Source organism: Fructobacillus papyrifericola (assembly GCF_018437235.1).
Lineage (GTDB): Bacteria > Bacillota > Bacilli > Lactobacillales > Lactobacillaceae > Fructobacillus > Fructobacillus papyrifericola.
In genome coordinates this window covers 692,660-706,809 of sequence record NZ_JAAMFJ010000001.1, presented here as the reverse complement: position 1 = coordinate 706,809, position 14,150 = coordinate 692,660, and the positions used below count along the sequence as shown (strand labels likewise).

At 50.4% G+C, this 14,150-nt stretch carries 15 protein-coding genes; 11 read left to right on the top strand and 4 right to left on the bottom strand.

The window, feature by feature from the left end:
* Positions 1-39: 39 nt before the first annotated feature.
* From G6R28_RS03300 to G6R28_RS03290, 3 genes are read right to left on the bottom strand one after another with little or no spacing between them, the layout of a single operon-like run.
* Positions 40-423, bottom strand: a complete 384-nt coding sequence (locus G6R28_RS03300; RefSeq protein ID WP_213792800.1) for a VOC family protein — start codon at positions 421-423, stop codon at positions 40-42.
* A gap of 36 nt (positions 424-459) precedes the next feature.
* Entirely contained in the window at positions 460-1,176 is a 717-nt protein-coding gene (locus G6R28_RS03295; RefSeq protein WP_213792799.1) for a DUF6198 family protein, read from the bottom strand.
* A gap of 5 nt (positions 1,177-1,181) precedes the next feature.
* Positions 1,182-2,198 carry a zinc-dependent alcohol dehydrogenase family protein gene (locus G6R28_RS03290; protein ID WP_213792798.1) on the bottom strand — a complete coding sequence of 339 codons (1,017 nt, stop codon included), beginning with the start codon at positions 2,196-2,198 and terminating at the stop codon, positions 1,182-1,184.
* 429 nt (positions 2,199-2,627) lie between these two features.
* On the opposite strand from G6R28_RS03290, the gene G6R28_RS03285 reads away from it, so the two are divergent.
* The 6 genes from G6R28_RS03285 (at position 2,628) to G6R28_RS03260 (ending at position 9,110) form a co-directional block, all read left to right on the top strand.
* On the top strand, positions 2,628-3,305 hold the full coding sequence (locus G6R28_RS03285; protein ID WP_213792797.1) for a DedA family protein: 678 nt from the start codon (positions 2,628-2,630) through the stop codon (positions 3,303-3,305).
* A 3-nt stretch (positions 3,306-3,308) separates the two neighbouring features.
* Entirely contained in the window at positions 3,309-5,012 is a 1,704-nt protein-coding gene (locus G6R28_RS03280; RefSeq protein ID WP_213792796.1) for a phospho-sugar mutase, read from the top strand.
* A gap of 123 nt (positions 5,013-5,135) precedes the next feature.
* On the top strand, positions 5,136-5,495 hold the full coding sequence (rplS, locus tag G6R28_RS03275; protein ID WP_213792795.1) for a 50S ribosomal protein L19: 360 nt from the start codon (positions 5,136-5,138) through the stop codon (positions 5,493-5,495).
* A 71-nt stretch (positions 5,496-5,566) separates the two neighbouring features.
* Positions 5,567-6,661, top strand: a complete 1,095-nt coding sequence (gene dinB / locus G6R28_RS03270; RefSeq protein WP_213792794.1) for a DNA polymerase IV — start codon at positions 5,567-5,569, stop codon at positions 6,659-6,661.
* Positions 6,662-6,733: 72 nt separating this feature from the next.
* The gene (locus G6R28_RS03265; protein WP_213792793.1) at positions 6,734-7,696 is read left to right on the top strand and encodes a DHH family phosphoesterase; all 963 of its coding nucleotides are present in this window, start codon (positions 6,734-6,736) and stop codon (positions 7,694-7,696) included.
* Between the two features lie 52 nt (positions 7,697-7,748).
* Positions 7,749-9,110 carry a DEAD/DEAH box helicase gene (locus tag G6R28_RS03260; RefSeq protein ID WP_213792792.1) on the top strand — a complete coding sequence of 454 codons (1,362 nt, stop codon included), beginning with the start codon at positions 7,749-7,751 and terminating at the stop codon, positions 9,108-9,110.
* Positions 9,111-9,200: 90 nt separating this feature from the next.
* On the opposite strand, the gene G6R28_RS03255 is transcribed toward G6R28_RS03260, so the two are convergent.
* On the bottom strand, positions 9,201-10,037 hold the full coding sequence (locus tag G6R28_RS03255) for a YslB family protein (RefSeq protein WP_213792791.1): 837 nt from the start codon (positions 10,035-10,037) through the stop codon (positions 9,201-9,203).
* A gap of 96 nt (positions 10,038-10,133) precedes the next feature.
* On the opposite strand from G6R28_RS03255, the gene murI reads away from it, so the two are divergent.
* From murI to G6R28_RS03235, 5 genes are all read left to right on the top strand, one after another.
* Entirely contained in the window at positions 10,134-10,964 is an 831-nt protein-coding gene (gene murI, locus G6R28_RS06575; RefSeq protein ID WP_238479264.1) for a glutamate racemase, read from the top strand.
* 12 nt (positions 10,965-10,976) lie between these two features.
* On the top strand, positions 10,977-11,582 hold the full coding sequence (rdgB, locus tag G6R28_RS06570) for an RdgB/HAM1 family non-canonical purine NTP pyrophosphatase (protein ID WP_238479263.1): 606 nt from the start codon (positions 10,977-10,979) through the stop codon (positions 11,580-11,582).
* Between the two features lie 83 nt (positions 11,583-11,665).
* Positions 11,666-12,721: a Holliday junction branch migration DNA helicase RuvB gene (ruvB, locus tag G6R28_RS03245; RefSeq protein ID WP_213792790.1), complete on the top strand. Its 1,056-nt coding sequence runs from the start codon at positions 11,666-11,668 to the stop codon at positions 12,719-12,721.
* A gap of 13 nt (positions 12,722-12,734) precedes the next feature.
* Positions 12,735-13,796 carry a tRNA preQ1(34) S-adenosylmethionine ribosyltransferase-isomerase QueA gene (gene queA / locus G6R28_RS03240; protein WP_213792789.1) on the top strand — a complete coding sequence of 354 codons (1,062 nt, stop codon included), beginning with the start codon at positions 12,735-12,737 and terminating at the stop codon, positions 13,794-13,796.
* A 14-nt stretch (positions 13,797-13,810) separates the two neighbouring features.
* Positions 13,811-14,122, top strand: a complete 312-nt coding sequence (locus G6R28_RS03235; RefSeq protein WP_213792788.1) for a hypothetical protein — start codon at positions 13,811-13,813, stop codon at positions 14,120-14,122.
* The last annotated feature ends 28 nt before the right edge of the window (positions 14,123-14,150 follow it).

Below are 14,150 nucleotides of genomic sequence, written 5' to 3'. Positions count from 1 at the left end.
CCTGCCATTAGTTGGCGGGACGCTTTTTATCTGACAAGCTTATTTAACGATTTCGCAGAATTCCACGATTTCGGCATCAGGGCCCTTGATGTTGAAGAACTTAATGCCCTTATCCCAGAAGGGGAGGTGCTGCACTTCTGAATCAATCAGGTCAAAGCCGGCTGCCTTTGCTTCTTTGAAAGCCTGGTCAGCGTCTGTCGTGTTCATGGAGATGTGGTTGATGGCTCCTGGCTTACCAGTAGCACTTTCATCATGCCAAGTCTCGATGGTCAAGTGACCACGGTTCATGAAGATGACTTCGTTTGAAGGAAAGTCACCGATCTTCTTGAAACCAAGGGATTCCCAGAACTTTTCGGCCTTGGCCAAGTCCTTTGTGGGAATACCAATGTGTTGAACGTCGTCAAAATAATCAGTAAATGCCATGAAAACACTTCCTTTACTTATCTATTGGGAAAATCATTACTCGATGATTTCAATTCCCTGGTGCTTTAATCCAGTGAAAATCTTCTTATCGGCCCAGCCAGTGATGTTACCTTGGAAGAGGAAGGCAAAAATCGTTCCCAATCCGTAGTTTGAAAAGTCTGGCACGGCAATCAAGGCAATCACTCCGATAATCGTTGGTGGAATGTAAGACACCCACATGGCGATTCCGGCGTTTCCCTTGAAGTACTTGAAGCGCAAGATCTGCATCAAGTCATCGGCAGGGTGCAAGACAATGTTTGTCCGCTGGTAGATGGAGATGGCAATGGCAATCAAGGCCACCCCGAAGAAGTTCAAGAGAACGTATAGGACCATCATACCAAAGTTATCGGCTTCGGGCATGATTCGGTTGAACCAGTCGGAGAAGGCACCAATCAACATGGAGAAGGGCACCATGAAGGCAAGGTTCCCGATAAAGCGAACCAAGTCGACCTTGCGGTCCAAGACCATGTTCAAGAGGGCGATAATCACACCAACAACGAAGAAGACGATGGACAAGCCAAAGGAGGTATTGCCCATGAAGGAAATGTTCCAACCGTTTTCAGCGGCCGTCCAGTAAGCGGACCCCAGAAAGGCTGGGTGAATCTTCTGGCTCGTTGCGATGGTCAAAACGTTTCCCATGGAATTAATCACCAACGAAAAGGCGAAGTAGGCGAGGGAGACTCCCCAGCCCAGGGTACGTTTACTTTTTTGCATAATTGTTAGGCCTCTTCACCACCGACTTTAACAACGGCCTTTGAGACAACGCCCAACTTACCGTTAACAAAGTCGTCAACCTGTGCCAAAGTCAATTCGTGTGACATCAATGGCTTGATGTTCAACTTACCTGATGACAACAAGGCCAATGAATCTTCGAAGGCGTTCGGGTTAATGAATGAACCCTGAATCGTCAATTCCTTTTGGAAGATTTCGTAAGTGTTCATTTCGAACTTAGCATCTGGACCACCGACACCAAACATCAAAACTTGACCACCACGGGCAGCTGATTCAACGGCTGCTTCTTGCGTTTGTGGCATACCAACGGCTTCGATCACAACGTCGTATTCGGATGCTGGAATCTTGTCGCCGTTCTTCGTGTTAAAGGTGTTCTTCACGCCGAAGAGTTCCTTGTTCATCTTCAATTTTTCGTCAACGATTCCGGCCAAGTCAACTTGGTGGATACCGTAGGCTTGCAAGATTTGAACGAACAATTCACCCATGAATCCGTCTCCGATAACCAAAGCCTTTTGGTATGGGGATGGCTTCAACAACTTCATTCCGTGAATGGCACATGAAATTGGTTCAACGATGGCAGCGGACTTCAAGTCAACGTTGTCAGGGATTGGGTAAACAACTTCGGCAGGTGCCGTGAAGTATTCTTCGAAACCACCGTCGCGAGTAACACCAACGGCTGAAAGGTTTTCACACAATTCTGGACGGTTCGTGTGGCAGAACTTGCACTGGCCACAGTAGATGTTAGGGTCAACTGAGACGCGGTCGCCAACCTTCAAGTTGGTAACGGCTGAGCCGACTTCCTTCACAACACCTGAGTTTTCGTGTCCCAAGACGATTGGTGGAACGGCATCGGCTGATCCAGGTTCCCCAGCGTACAAGGCGTGGTCAGTTCCACAGACACCGGCAAAGGCCGTGTGAATCAAAACTTCGTTTGGCTTCACTTCGGGCTTTTCAATGTCCTTGATTTCCAATTGCTTCTTACCAGTTAAAACAAGTGCTTCCATGATTAACATCCTCCAAATAACTTTGTTTTACTTTACACAATATATAATAAACATTGAGCAAACTTGTGTCAAGTGAAAAGATAAACTTTTTGTAAATTGCTTTAATACCGCTATTATTTGTTAATTCTTTTATATAATAATTGAGCAATATACGGTAAAAAGTCTTTTTTTCTCCTATATAATGAACAGTTAAGCCCGCTTCTTTTAAACAAAGGGTCCGTTCTGTTTGGAAAGCTTCAGCCTTTCGAAAATTTCCTTCTTTTTTAAAAATTCGCCTGCAAAGGCAGACTTTGCGGCTTTCTTGGCGTATAATTGAAGTAGGTAAAAAGCCTTTTATTTTAAATTAATTTCCTTTAATTAAAATCGGGGTAAGACTTTTGACTTAGTTTCTTTGTTAAAAAGCAAGGGAACGAAAAAGGGGAGTAACACATGGTATTAGCCTTTGGCGCACTTGCGGACTGGGTGACCCACATTGGTCATGCTGACGCGAATTTTTCATTAATTGAATTAACGGTTCTTTTTCTGCTGATTCTAGTGGAAACGGGCGGCATTGTTACCGGCTTTATCCCTGGTGACGCACTGGTGATGACGGCGGCCGGCCTAGCCGGGCGCCACCATTCGCCAGAAGAATTCGCGATTTTGCTTCTGCTCTTTGCCCTGGCTTCCACCATTGGTGACTCCATCAACTACTGGTTGGGGGCCTGGGTGATCAAGCAGGTCGATAAGATTCCTTGGGTGAAAAGGCATCTCAATGAAGACTTTACCGAGAGAATTACGGCCAACTTAAATCCTAAGCGCTGGCAGCTTTTCATTATCTTAGGCCGCTTTGTGCCCTTTGTCCGAACGATTGTGCCGCTTTCTGCCCACCGCTTGAACTTGCCCTTTAAGACCTACTTTCACATGTCGGCTTTGGCATCCTTTATTTGGGCAACGGCCATGGTCACCATTGGCTACTTCTTCGGCCACCTGACGTTACCGGCCGGGGTCTTGCCAATCGGCGTTGCCTTAGCCGTCATCGTTGCCATTCTTGTATTGCGGTCGCCACGCTTCCGCCAATTCATTATTAACTTAATTACCAAACCCAGCCAAGAGAAAGAAGAGGACTGAGAAATGACCTACCAAGAAGCTTACGCTAAGTGGCAAGCAGCCGATTTGCCAGCCGATTTAGAAGCCGAGTTAAAGGCCCTTCCCGAAAACCAGGTGGAAGAAGCCTTTTACCAGGACATGGCCTTTGGAACGGCCGGGATGCGCGGCCACATGGGCGTTGGGCCAAACCAAATCAACGTCGTCACGGTTGCCAAAGTCACCGAGGCCCTGGCCGAATACATTGATCAAAATGGTCAGGCAGCAAAAGACCGAGGGGTTGTGATTGCCTTTGATTCCCGCCACCATTCAACGGAATTTGCCATTGAGGCTTCCCAAGTGCTTTCGGCACACGGAATCAAGGTCTACCGCTTCTCCTCTTTGCGTCCAACACCGGAACTTTCCTTTGCCGTTCGTAATCTGAAGGCCTTTGCCGGCATCATGATTACGGCTTCGCACAATCCAAAAGAAGACAACGGCTACAAAGTCTATGGCGAAGACGGCGGACAGATGATTCCAGAAGCCGTCCAGGCCGTTATTGACGCCCGTGCCGCCATTGAAGACCCCTTCAACATTGAAAAGGATGAAGCAGAGAGCAACGTTCAAATCATTGACGACTTGGTCGACAACGCCTACTTGGCCGAAGTGAAGACCATTTCAGTTGACCGGGACTTGATCAAAAAGGAAGGGGCGGCGCTGAAGTTTGTTTACTCACCCCTCCATGGAACGGGTCAGTACATTGGTGAAAAGGCCCTCCAACAAGCTGGCTTCACCAACTATACGGTGGTGAAGGAACAGGCGGAACTGGACGGGGACTTCCCAACGGTTAAAAAGCCCAACCCAGAAGATCCAGCTGCCTTGTCATTAGCCATTGAATACGCCAAGAAGGAAGCGGCCGACCTGGTCGTGGCAACCGATCCCGATGCCGACCGCATGGGCGCAGCCGTTCGCTTGGCCGATGGTTCTTACCAGGTGCTTTCCGGGAACCAAATTGCCGCCTTGATGGTGAACTACCTGTTAACGGCCAAGAAGAAAACCAATACCCTGCCAGAAAACGGGGCCATTGTGACTTCGATTGTTTCCTCCCGTTTTGCTTCAGAGATTGCTAAGTCCTTTGGCGTAACGACCTTTGACGTCTTGACTGGGTTCAAGTACATCGCAGCCATGATTGATCGCTTTGAAGAAAAGAAGGATTACACCTACCTCTTTGGCTTTGAAGAGTCCTTCGGTTACCTAATCAAGCCTTTCGCCCACGATAAGGATGCCATCCAGGCTTTGGTGCTCTTTGCCGAAATGGCCGCCTTCTATAAGGAAAAGGGGCAGTCCTTTGCGGACGGCTTGAACGCCTTGTACGAAGAATTTGGCTACTTTGAAGAAAAGACGATTGCCTACAACTTCCCAGGCGTCTCCGGTCACCAGGAAATGGCCGACTTGATGACCAAGTTCCGAGACGAAAAGCTTGAAAAAGTCGGCAACGAACTCGTGTTGGCTACGCAGGACTTTGCTAGCCAGACACAGGTGGACCGTGCGGGGGCCGTCAAGAAGATGCCACAGCCAAAGGCTAACGTCTTGAAGTACTGGATGGCCGATGGCTCATGGATCGCCCTTCGCCCTTCAGGTACGGAACCAAAGCTGAAGCTCTACTTGGGTGTGGTGGCCGATTCAAAGCAGGCCGCTGATGCCAAGTTGGCTGCCTACGAAAAGGAAATGGCCGCACGAGTACAAGGCTAAGTTTTCTTTGCAAGACAAGCCAGGCTTTGCTATACTAGTAAAAGGCAATAAGCCATAATTAACGGTAATCCGCTGTGCGCTAGTCGGTTCGGCAAGCATAAGATTGGCGATTAGGAGAATGACATGCGTCAAAACATTTTGTTAGAAAAAGTTACCTCAGCCCAATTGCGGAACGATATTCCTGAATTCCGTGCAGGGGACACTGTTCGAGTTCACGCTCGAATCGTTGAAGGTACTCGCGAACGTGTTCAGCTCTTTGAAGGAGTTGTTATCAAGCGTAAGGGAACTGGAATCCAGGCCACTTACACGGTTCGTAAGATCTCTTCTGGTGTTGGTGTGGAACGTACTTTCCCAGTACACTCACCACGTGTTGACAAGATTGAAGTTACTCGCTTCGGTCAAGTTCGCCGCGCCAAGCTTTACTACTTGCGTGCATTGCAAGGTAAGGCAGCTCGTATCAAGGAACGTCGTCGCGACGTCTAAGTTCGAGTTCAAGTCTCCACTGTTCAGTGGGGACTTTTTCTTTTGCAAAGAGAAGGGGAAAGGAGGGGCCAATGAGCGAATTCTTGCAGGCCAAAGACAATCGAAAAATCTTGCACGTCGACATTGACGCCTTCTACGCCCAAGTGGAGATGCGCGATAATCCGGCCTTGAGAAAAGTGCCTTTGGGAATTGGCCGAGATCCCGATAAGCACCACGGTCATGGCGTCATTGCCACGGCCAATTACGTGGCTCGAAAGGCCGGCGTTCATTCGGCCATGGGGTCGATTGAGGCTAAGCGGGCCTGTCCGGACCTGGTCTTTGTGGCCCCGGACTTTGATAAGTACCGGCGGATATCTGGCCAAATTCACGCCATTTTCCACGAGTTTACCGACACCATTGAGCCGGTGGCCCTAGACGAGGCCTACCTGGACGTGACTGAGAATAAAATGGCTGCGCCGACCTTAGCCGCCCAGCTCCGCCACCGGATCTGGCAGGAAACCAAGCTGACTTGCTCCGTAGGTGTTTCCTACAACAAAGTCTTAGCCAAGCTCGGCTCCGAGCACCACAAGCCAAACGGCGTGACGGTGATCCCACACGAGCTAGCGGAAGACTTTATGTTGAAACTACCGATTAAGGACTTTCGTGGGGTGGGGAAGAAGACGCTGTTAAAGTTTGAAAAGCTGGGTGTGAAAGACGGACGGGATTTAAAGGCCATGTCCTTAGACGACCTGCGGGTTTACTTCGGATCCTTCGGCGATGTCTTGTACTGGCAGGCCCGGGCGACGCATTTTAGCCCGGTCAAAGACCGGTCCGTCCGCCAATCGGTTGGTAAGGAGTCGACTTTTGAATTGGCCATCCACGATCGCCAAGCAGTCGAAGCCGCCTTCAAGGACCTGGCTGAAAAAGTCGTGGCCAACATGCAGAAGAAAAAGCTCTTGGGCCGGACGTTAACTGTCAAGATTCGCGACGACGACTTTAAGACCCAGACGAAGGGACTGACCCTAGCCGGCACCTTTGATTTGGATCCGGCCTTCATGACCCGGCAGGCCATGTTGATTTTTGATGAGGCCTACCCGGAGGACTTTTCCGTTCGCTTACTGGGGCTGACTTTTTCAAACATCATTGAGCAGAAATACGAGGCCGTCTCCCTCTTTGACCAGTTCTAGTCCGGGATTGCCCTTTCGTCAGCCGGCCTGGCTGGGGTATAATAGAAGATAGTAAAAAGACAGGATTAAGACATGGCAAGCATTCAAGAAGACATTCTTTCACAAATTAAGCGCTACGACACGATTATCATTCACCGGCACCAACGCCCTGATCCCGACGCCTACGGATCACAGTTGGGATTGCAGGCCATTTTGAAGGCCTCTTTTCCGGAGAAGAAGATTTATGCGGCCGGCAAGCAGATTCCCGGCCTTTCCTGGATTGGGGATGGCAAGCCCATTGCCGATGACGTACCGGATGCCGCCTATAAGAAGGCCCTGGTGATCGTGGTCGATACGGCCAACGATCCCCGGGTGGATGACCAACGCTGGCGCAATGGCCTCGAGGTTGTCAAAATCGATCACCACCCCAATGTTGAGCCCTACGGTGACTGGCAGTGGGTTGACGATCAAGCTTCGGCGACGGCCGTTTTGATTTACAAGTTCTACGAACAGTTGAAGGACCAGGGATTGAAGATGACCAAGGAAGCCGCCCGCTTTCTTTACATCGGGATCATCGGGGATACCGGTCGCTTCATGTACTCCCTAAACGAAGACGTCTTTGACGTGGCCGGTAAGTTAGTCGCCTACGGCTTTGACTACCAGACCATGTACACGAAGATCACGACTTTGCCAGAGCCGGCCGTTAAGTTGTCGGGCTGGGTGATGCAGCACATTACCGTTTTGGACTCTGGCTTTGCCTACGTTGTCTTGGACCGGGACTTGCTCGACTCCTTCCACTTGGGGGATGCCGGGACTTCCTACACCGTTTCGATTCCGTCGCGGATTGATCGAGTGAAGGCCTGGGCCATTTTTGAAGAACAGGACAACGGCGACTACCGTGTCCGCCTACGTTCCCGTTCGATTGTGATTAACGAGATTGCCCAAGACTTTGACGGTGGGGGACACCCACTGGCTTCCGGTGCCTGGGCTTATGGAAAAGAACAAATTCAAGCAGTCATCGACCGCGTGGACAGTGCCCTAAAGCAACAGTCTTAAAAAGTCGAGCTGCCACTGGCTTACGCCAGTCTAAAAAGAAAGTTAGGACAGCATGTCAGAAGAAAGCCAACAATTTGGCCAATTTAATTTAAAGCCGGAAGTGCTTGCCGCACTGAAAAAGATCGGCTTTGACCAGCCAACGCCAATTCAGGCGAAGTTGATTCCAACCGTTTTGCGCGGTGGGGATGTGGTTGGTCAATCCCAAACCGGTTCGGGAAAAACCCACACCTTCTTGGTGCCGATTTTTAACCACTTGGACCCAAGTGTCCAAAAGACCCAAGTCGTCATTACGACTCCTTCACGTGAATTGGCTGCCCAAATTGCCAAAGCCGCCCGTACCTTTGCTGAAGCAATGGCCATGGAGAAGGTGTCGATTGTCGAATACGTTGGTGGTACCGACAAAGCCCGCCAGGTTCGCCAACTTGAAAAGCACCAACCACAGTTGGTGGTTGGAACGCCGGGTCGCTTATCCGACTTGGTCAAGTCCGGTTCGCTGGTTTTGAACCAGGCCAAGACTTTGGTCGTCGATGAAGCCGACATGACTTTGGACATGGGTTTCTTGCCGGATGTTGATTTTCTGGCAGCTGCCATGCCAAAGGATTTGCAGACCCTGGTCTTTTCGGCTACCATGCCAGAAAAGCTCAAGCCCTTCTTGCGTAAGTACTTGGAAAACCCGGCTTTCACCACGATTCCAACGTCGGCAACGATTGCTGACACCATTGATAACTGGTTGATTGCCACCCGTTCCAAGGACAAGGAAGAAGTGATCGATAAGCTGTTGTCAATCTTCAATCCTTACCTGGCCCTGATCTTTGGAAACACCAAGGAACGGGTCAAGGAACTGGCCGCTCACTTGCGCGGTCAAGGGTTAAAAGTCGCCGAAATTCACGGCGACATTCCGCCCCGTGAACGACGCCGGGTGATGAAGGGGATTTTACACCTCGATTATCAATACGTGGTTGCCACTGACTTGGCGGCCCGTGGAATCGATATCGAAGGGGTGTCCCACGTCATTAACGACGGGGTTCCTGGCGAACTGGAGTTCTTCGTGCACCGAGTTGGCCGGACTGGTCGTAACGGGCTGCCCGGAACGGCGGTCACGCTCTATGGACCAGACGAAGAAAACAAGATTGCCGAACTTGAAAAGCTGGGGATTGTTTTCCAAAACAAGCAGATTAAAAACAACGACATTGTCGATGTTAAGGATCGCAAGGCGCGTTACCAACGGCAGGCGACGACTAAAAAGCTCGACCCTGAAATGGTCGGCATGGTCAAGAAGAAGAAAAAGAAGGTCAAGCCAGGCTACAAGCGCCAAATTAAGAATAACTTGAAGCGCAAGCAACAAATGGACCGCCGAATTGAAGCACGTCAGGAACGACGGAACACTCGTCGCAATAATAAGAGCCAGGATTAAGGTGACCGCTAACGAGCACTTCACTCTGATTTGGATAATAAAAAAGCACCCGAAACGGGTTTTTTTTTAATTCGGAACATTTTTATTGCTTTAAAAGTCGAGGGCCGTCTTGGAGTCACCGCGCTTCTTCGCCTTTGGATCAAAGGCAAGAAGTGAGTTGGTGATGGATTGTTGGACGGACAGTTCCTCTTCGTCCAACATGACGTCCTCTGTGTCAGCAGCCACTTGGGCAACGCTTTCTTCAGCAGCGGCCTGGCTGAGCTGACTCTGACTGTTCTTTTCGATTTCAGAAACGCTGTTGACGGCCGTTTGACTGAGTGCTTCAGCTTCTGAAACGGCGGCGTCTTCGTCAATCATGTGTGATTCGGAAGCGGGCTTAATTGAACCGGAGTTTTCAATTTGTTCGTTGACGGCTTCCGTTTTTTCATCCATCAAATCGAAGAAACGATCGCGGAGACCAACCTGTTCAGAAGCCGTTAGCGAATCAATCTTGTGGTCGCTGTCGGCCATGATGGTGATGGTAACGGCGTGCTTTCGGTTAACGACTTGGAAGTAACTTTCCGAAACGGCCTCGTACTGCAATTCGACTTGTTGGGCGAGGAAGCCGGCTTCCAAAGAAAAGTCGGCCTGGCGGTTGAGGGCCAAACGGTCAGCTACAACGGGACCGGAGAGGACCCACTGTTGCTCGGCTTCACCCTGGTAGGTGATGGTCAAGTCACCGAAGCCGGCTTTTTCGAAAAAGTCCGTGATTTCAGCGATTGATTCGAGTGGGAACTGACGGGCCAGTTCCTTTCCAGCCCAGTAGGTGATGTTGGCATAGTCGTCGGTCAACAGGTTTTGCAGCAAACCATCCCGCAGGAGGAGCGAAGCAAAGGCGTTTTCGGACCGTGTTGAGCCGATTGTTTGGTTTGAGCGAGCGTTTGGCATAAAGAAACATCCTTTCTTCTTGTTATTATATCAAAGTGAGCGGCTTTCGACTTAGTCTCTCTTGCATTTTTTTGACTTTATCCGATAATAAGAGGTATGGAAAAACGTGAACACGCAATTGGAATGATGGATTCTGGAATCGGTGGCCTGACGGTCTTAAAGGCCGCCAAAGCCCTGCTGGCAGAAGAGTCAATCGTCTTTGTCGGCGACAACGCCCGCAATCCTTACGGACCTAAAACGCCCGAAGAGGTGATTGACTACAGTCGGCAAATCGCCCGTTTCTTGGTCGAGAAACACCAGGTCAAAGTCCTAGCGATTGCCTGCAATACGGCGACCGCCTGTGCCCTACCGGTCCTGCAAGACGAATTAAACATCCCAGTGATTGGGGTGATTGATTCGGGGGCCAAAGCCGCGGTTGAAGCTAGCCGGTCAAAAAAGATTGGTTTGATTGCCACTGAAGGAACGGTCAAGTCCGGCCGCTATCAAGAAGAGATTCGGGCGCTTTCGCCAAAAGCCCAGGTCTTTGCCCAGGCGGAGCCGGACTTTGTCCAATTAGTGGAGCAAAACCGTTACCAAACGAAAGAGGCCAAAGAAGCCGTGAAAGAGCACTTGGCGGCCTTTGATAAGGACGGGATTGACACCTTGATTCTCGGCTGTACCCACTTTCCACTGCTGACCCCCGCTATTCAAGAAGCGGTGGGCAATCGGGTCCGCTTAGTGGACGCCGGGGTGGCAACTGCCAAAGACCTGGCAAAGTATCTAAAAGAAGAAGACCTCCTGTCGAAAAATAGCCAAAAAGTTGCCACTTATCAACTTTATACGACAGGGCCGGTTGCTACCTTCCAGACGATTGCTGACAATTGGCTGGGAGATGGGCCCTTCCAATACAAACACCTGCCACTGACAACCCTTGAAGAGAAAGCCTGAGGATAACATCATATGCCACGCTTGATTATTGCCAGTAAAAACGCCCACAAAGTCGACGAAATTAAAGCGGCCTTGAAGAAGTCGGGAATCTCCCTCGAGGTCTTGTCCCTGTCTGATTTACCCGAAGTACCAGACGTGGTCGAAGATGGGCAGACGTTTTTAGAAAACGCCACGAAAAAGGCCGAAGAAATTGCCAAAGTCTACCCAGAAGACTTGGTGTTAGCCGATGATTCTGGTCTCACGATTCCTTCTTTGAACGGTGAGCCGGGTGTCTTTTCGGCCCGCTATGCCGGAGACCACGACGACGTAGCCAACAACCGCAAGGTCTTGACGAAACTTTCTGGTAAGACCGATATTGATCGCGAGGCCTTTTTCACAACCGTCATGGTGGTTGTTGGACCAAAGCGTGCCAACTTGGAAGCGGCTGGCCGGGTTGACGGCTTCATCACCGAGGATTGGGATGGCCAGGAGACCTTTGGCTATGATCCAATTTTCTATTACGCACCAGCGGAGAAGACCTTTGCCGAAATGACGATGGCTGAAAAGAACGACGTGTCCCACCGGGGCCGTGCCTTACACGAATTAATGTTGAAATTACCGGCCTGGTTGGCCGAATAAAGTCGGGGAACCGACTTTTTTATTTTGTTAAAGCTGTCTTGCGCTTCCTCAAAAAGTAGGAGAAATACGCTATAATAGGACTAATGACTGACGAAAACACACAATTTAACAGCTGGTTTGAAGGGCAAAACGAAACGGATGAACTCTTGAAGGACGCTTCGGCCAACCAAGAGGAACAAGAAGACGAACTGTCACTACGTCCAAAAAAGCTGTCCGAATACATTGGCCAAAAGGCCTTAAAGGATGAACTATCGGTTTATCTGCAGGCCGCTAAGATGCGAGAAGAGGCCTTGGACCACGTCTTGCTGTTTGGACCACCGGGCCTTGGTAAAACGACCTTAGCGATGATTATCGCCAATGAATTGGGTGTTCATTTAAAGACGGCTTCTGGGCCAGCCATTGAAAAGGGCGGTGACCTAGTCGCTCTCTTAAACGGCCTAGAACCAGGCGACGTGCTGTTCATCGATGAAATCCACCGCCTGCCAATGAACGTCGAAGAAATGCTCTATTCGGCCATGGAAGACTACTACATCGACATCATGGTCGGCCAGGGGCCGACAGCCCGAGCGGTGCACTTCCCGCTGCCACCCTTTACCTTGGTTGGGGCAACGACCCGGCCCGGCATGTTGTCAAAGCCGCTGCGTGACCGCTTTGGGATTATCAATTCGCTAGCCTATTACGAACCGGAAGACCTGGCAGAGATTGTCAGCCGGACTGCGGCCATCTTTGAAGCCCCCATTACAAAGGAGGGGGCTCTGGCCGTTGCCCTGCGCTCGCGCGGGACACCGCGAATTGCCAACCGCTTGTTAAAGCGGGTGCGCGACTTTGCCCAAGTGGCGGGTCAGTCGGCCATTGAACCGGAACTAGTCGACATGGCGCTAAACAAGTTGCGGGTTGACCAAAAGGGACTGGACGAAACCGACCACAAGTTGCTCTTGTCAATGATCGACCTCTACAATGGGGGGCCGGTTGGCCTGGCCACCATTGCGGCCAACATTGGCGAAGAGCAGGACACGATTGAATCGATGGTCGAGCCCTACCTGCTGCAGATTGGCTTTTTGAAGCGGACACCACGGGGCCGGGTCGTGACCGAAACGGCCTACGAGCACCTTGGCCGCCCATTTGAGAATAAGAATTAAAGGGGGAGCTTCCATGACGGATGCACCACATTACCAACTATCCGACTTTGACTATGACTTGCCAGAAGAGCTGATTGCTCAAACGCCCTTGAAGGACCGTTCGTCATCTCGTTTGCTCGTTTTGAATGCTTTGACGGGGGCTTACGAAGACAAGCATTTTTATGATATCTTTGACTATTTGAACCCAGGCGATGCCCTGGTCATGAATAATTCCCGGGTTTTGCCTGCTCGCTTGCACGGTATCCGGCCACAAACCGGGGGGCACGCTGAAGTGCTCTTGCTCCGTCAAGATCATGACGATGTTTGGGAGGTGCTGGTCAAGCCCGCTAAGAAGTCACCGATTGGTTCAACCATTGTCTTTGGCGATGACCCGGAGAATCCGGTGATGACTGGCACCATTGTCAAGGAATTGGACCACGGTGGCCGCTACATCGAGTTTACTTACCAGGGCATTTTCATGGAACGTTTGGAAGAACTGGGTGAGATGCCCCTGCCTCCTTACATTAAAGAAAAGCTGGACGATCAGGAACGCTACCAGACCGTTTATTCCAAGGTTGACGGGTCGGCTGCGGCACCAACGGCTGGCCTTCACTGGACGCCGGAACTTTTGCAAAAAGTCGCAGACAAGGGCGTCGAATTGGTGGAGCTGACTTTGCACGTGGGGCTGGGAACTTTCCGGCCGGTGGACGAGGAAAACATCGAGGACCACAAGATGCACTCGGAGTTCTACCAGTTGTCGGAAGAAGCGGCTGCCAAGTTGAATAAGGTGCGGGCCAATGGCGGCCGGGTGGTGGCCACTGGAACGACCTCGATTCGAACCTTGGAAACGATTGGGACCAAGTTCCAGGGTGAATTGAAGGCCGATTCCGGTTGGACGGACATCTTCATTAAGCCAGGCTACGACTGGCAGATTGTTGACGCCTTCATTACCAACTTCCACTTGCCAAAGTCGACTTTGGTCATGTTGGTCGCCGCCTTTACCGGCCGTGACAACATTTTAAACGCCTACAAGCACGCGGTGACAGACAAGTACCGTTTCTTCTCCTTCGGGGATGCGATGTTTGTGCATAAGTAAAAAGGAATCCGACTTTGGAAATTACTTTACGAATTTTAATTGCCATCTACGCTGTTTTAATGTTAGTGGCCACAACTCAATCGATAAAGAAGAATCAAAAAGGGCAATTGCTTCTAAATGTGTTAAACATTATGGTTAGTGTTATTCTTTTGCTGGGCGTGCTTTGCAATTGGTTTTACTTTACCGTTATTGCGGCTGTCTCTTTGATTGCTTATCAAGCCTTAGCGATTTCACGCGGGTTTTCTCTTCACGATTTTCATTTAAAGCATCATCTGGTCCGCTTATGTGTAACGGGGCTGATTTTGATTGCGCTTTATCTATTCTAAAAAGCAGGCCGATGCCTGCTTTTTTTGC

Excerpts from the sequence above, each read along its gene's own strand:
- G6R28_RS03285 (WP_213792797.1), top strand. The coding sequence starts at position 2,628 with ATGGTATTAGCCTTTGGCGCACTTGCGGACTGGGTGACCCACATTGGT.
- G6R28_RS03280 (WP_213792796.1), top strand. The coding sequence starts at position 3,309 with ATGACCTACCAAGAAGCTTACGCTAAGTGGCAAGCAGCCGATTTGCCA.
- murI (WP_238479264.1), top strand. The coding sequence starts at position 10,134 with ATGGAAAAACGTGAACACGCAATTGGAATGATGGATTCTGGAATCGGT.
- rplS (WP_213792795.1), top strand. The coding sequence starts at position 5,136 with ATGCGTCAAAACATTTTGTTAGAAAAAGTTACCTCAGCCCAATTGCGG.
- dinB (WP_213792794.1), top strand. The coding sequence starts at position 5,567 with ATGAGCGAATTCTTGCAGGCCAAAGACAATCGAAAAATCTTGCACGTC.
- rdgB (WP_238479263.1), top strand. The coding sequence starts at position 10,977 with ATGCCACGCTTGATTATTGCCAGTAAAAACGCCCACAAAGTCGACGAA.
- G6R28_RS03300 (WP_213792800.1), bottom strand. The coding sequence starts at position 423 with ATGGCATTTACTGATTATTTTGACGACGTTCAACACATTGGTATTCCC.
- ruvB (WP_213792790.1), top strand. The coding sequence starts at position 11,666 with ATGACTGACGAAAACACACAATTTAACAGCTGGTTTGAAGGGCAAAAC.
- G6R28_RS03265 (WP_213792793.1), top strand. The coding sequence starts at position 6,734 with ATGGCAAGCATTCAAGAAGACATTCTTTCACAAATTAAGCGCTACGAC.
- G6R28_RS03260 (WP_213792792.1), top strand. The coding sequence starts at position 7,749 with ATGTCAGAAGAAAGCCAACAATTTGGCCAATTTAATTTAAAGCCGGAA.
- G6R28_RS03295 (WP_213792799.1), bottom strand. The coding sequence starts at position 1,176 with ATGCAAAAAAGTAAACGTACCCTGGGCTGGGGAGTCTCCCTCGCCTAC.
- queA (WP_213792789.1), top strand. The coding sequence starts at position 12,735 with ATGACGGATGCACCACATTACCAACTATCCGACTTTGACTATGACTTG.
- G6R28_RS03290 (WP_213792798.1), bottom strand. The coding sequence starts at position 2,198 with ATGGAAGCACTTGTTTTAACTGGTAAGAAGCAATTGGAAATCAAGGAC.
- G6R28_RS03255 (WP_213792791.1), bottom strand. The coding sequence starts at position 10,037 with ATGCCAAACGCTCGCTCAAACCAAACAATCGGCTCAACACGGTCCGAA.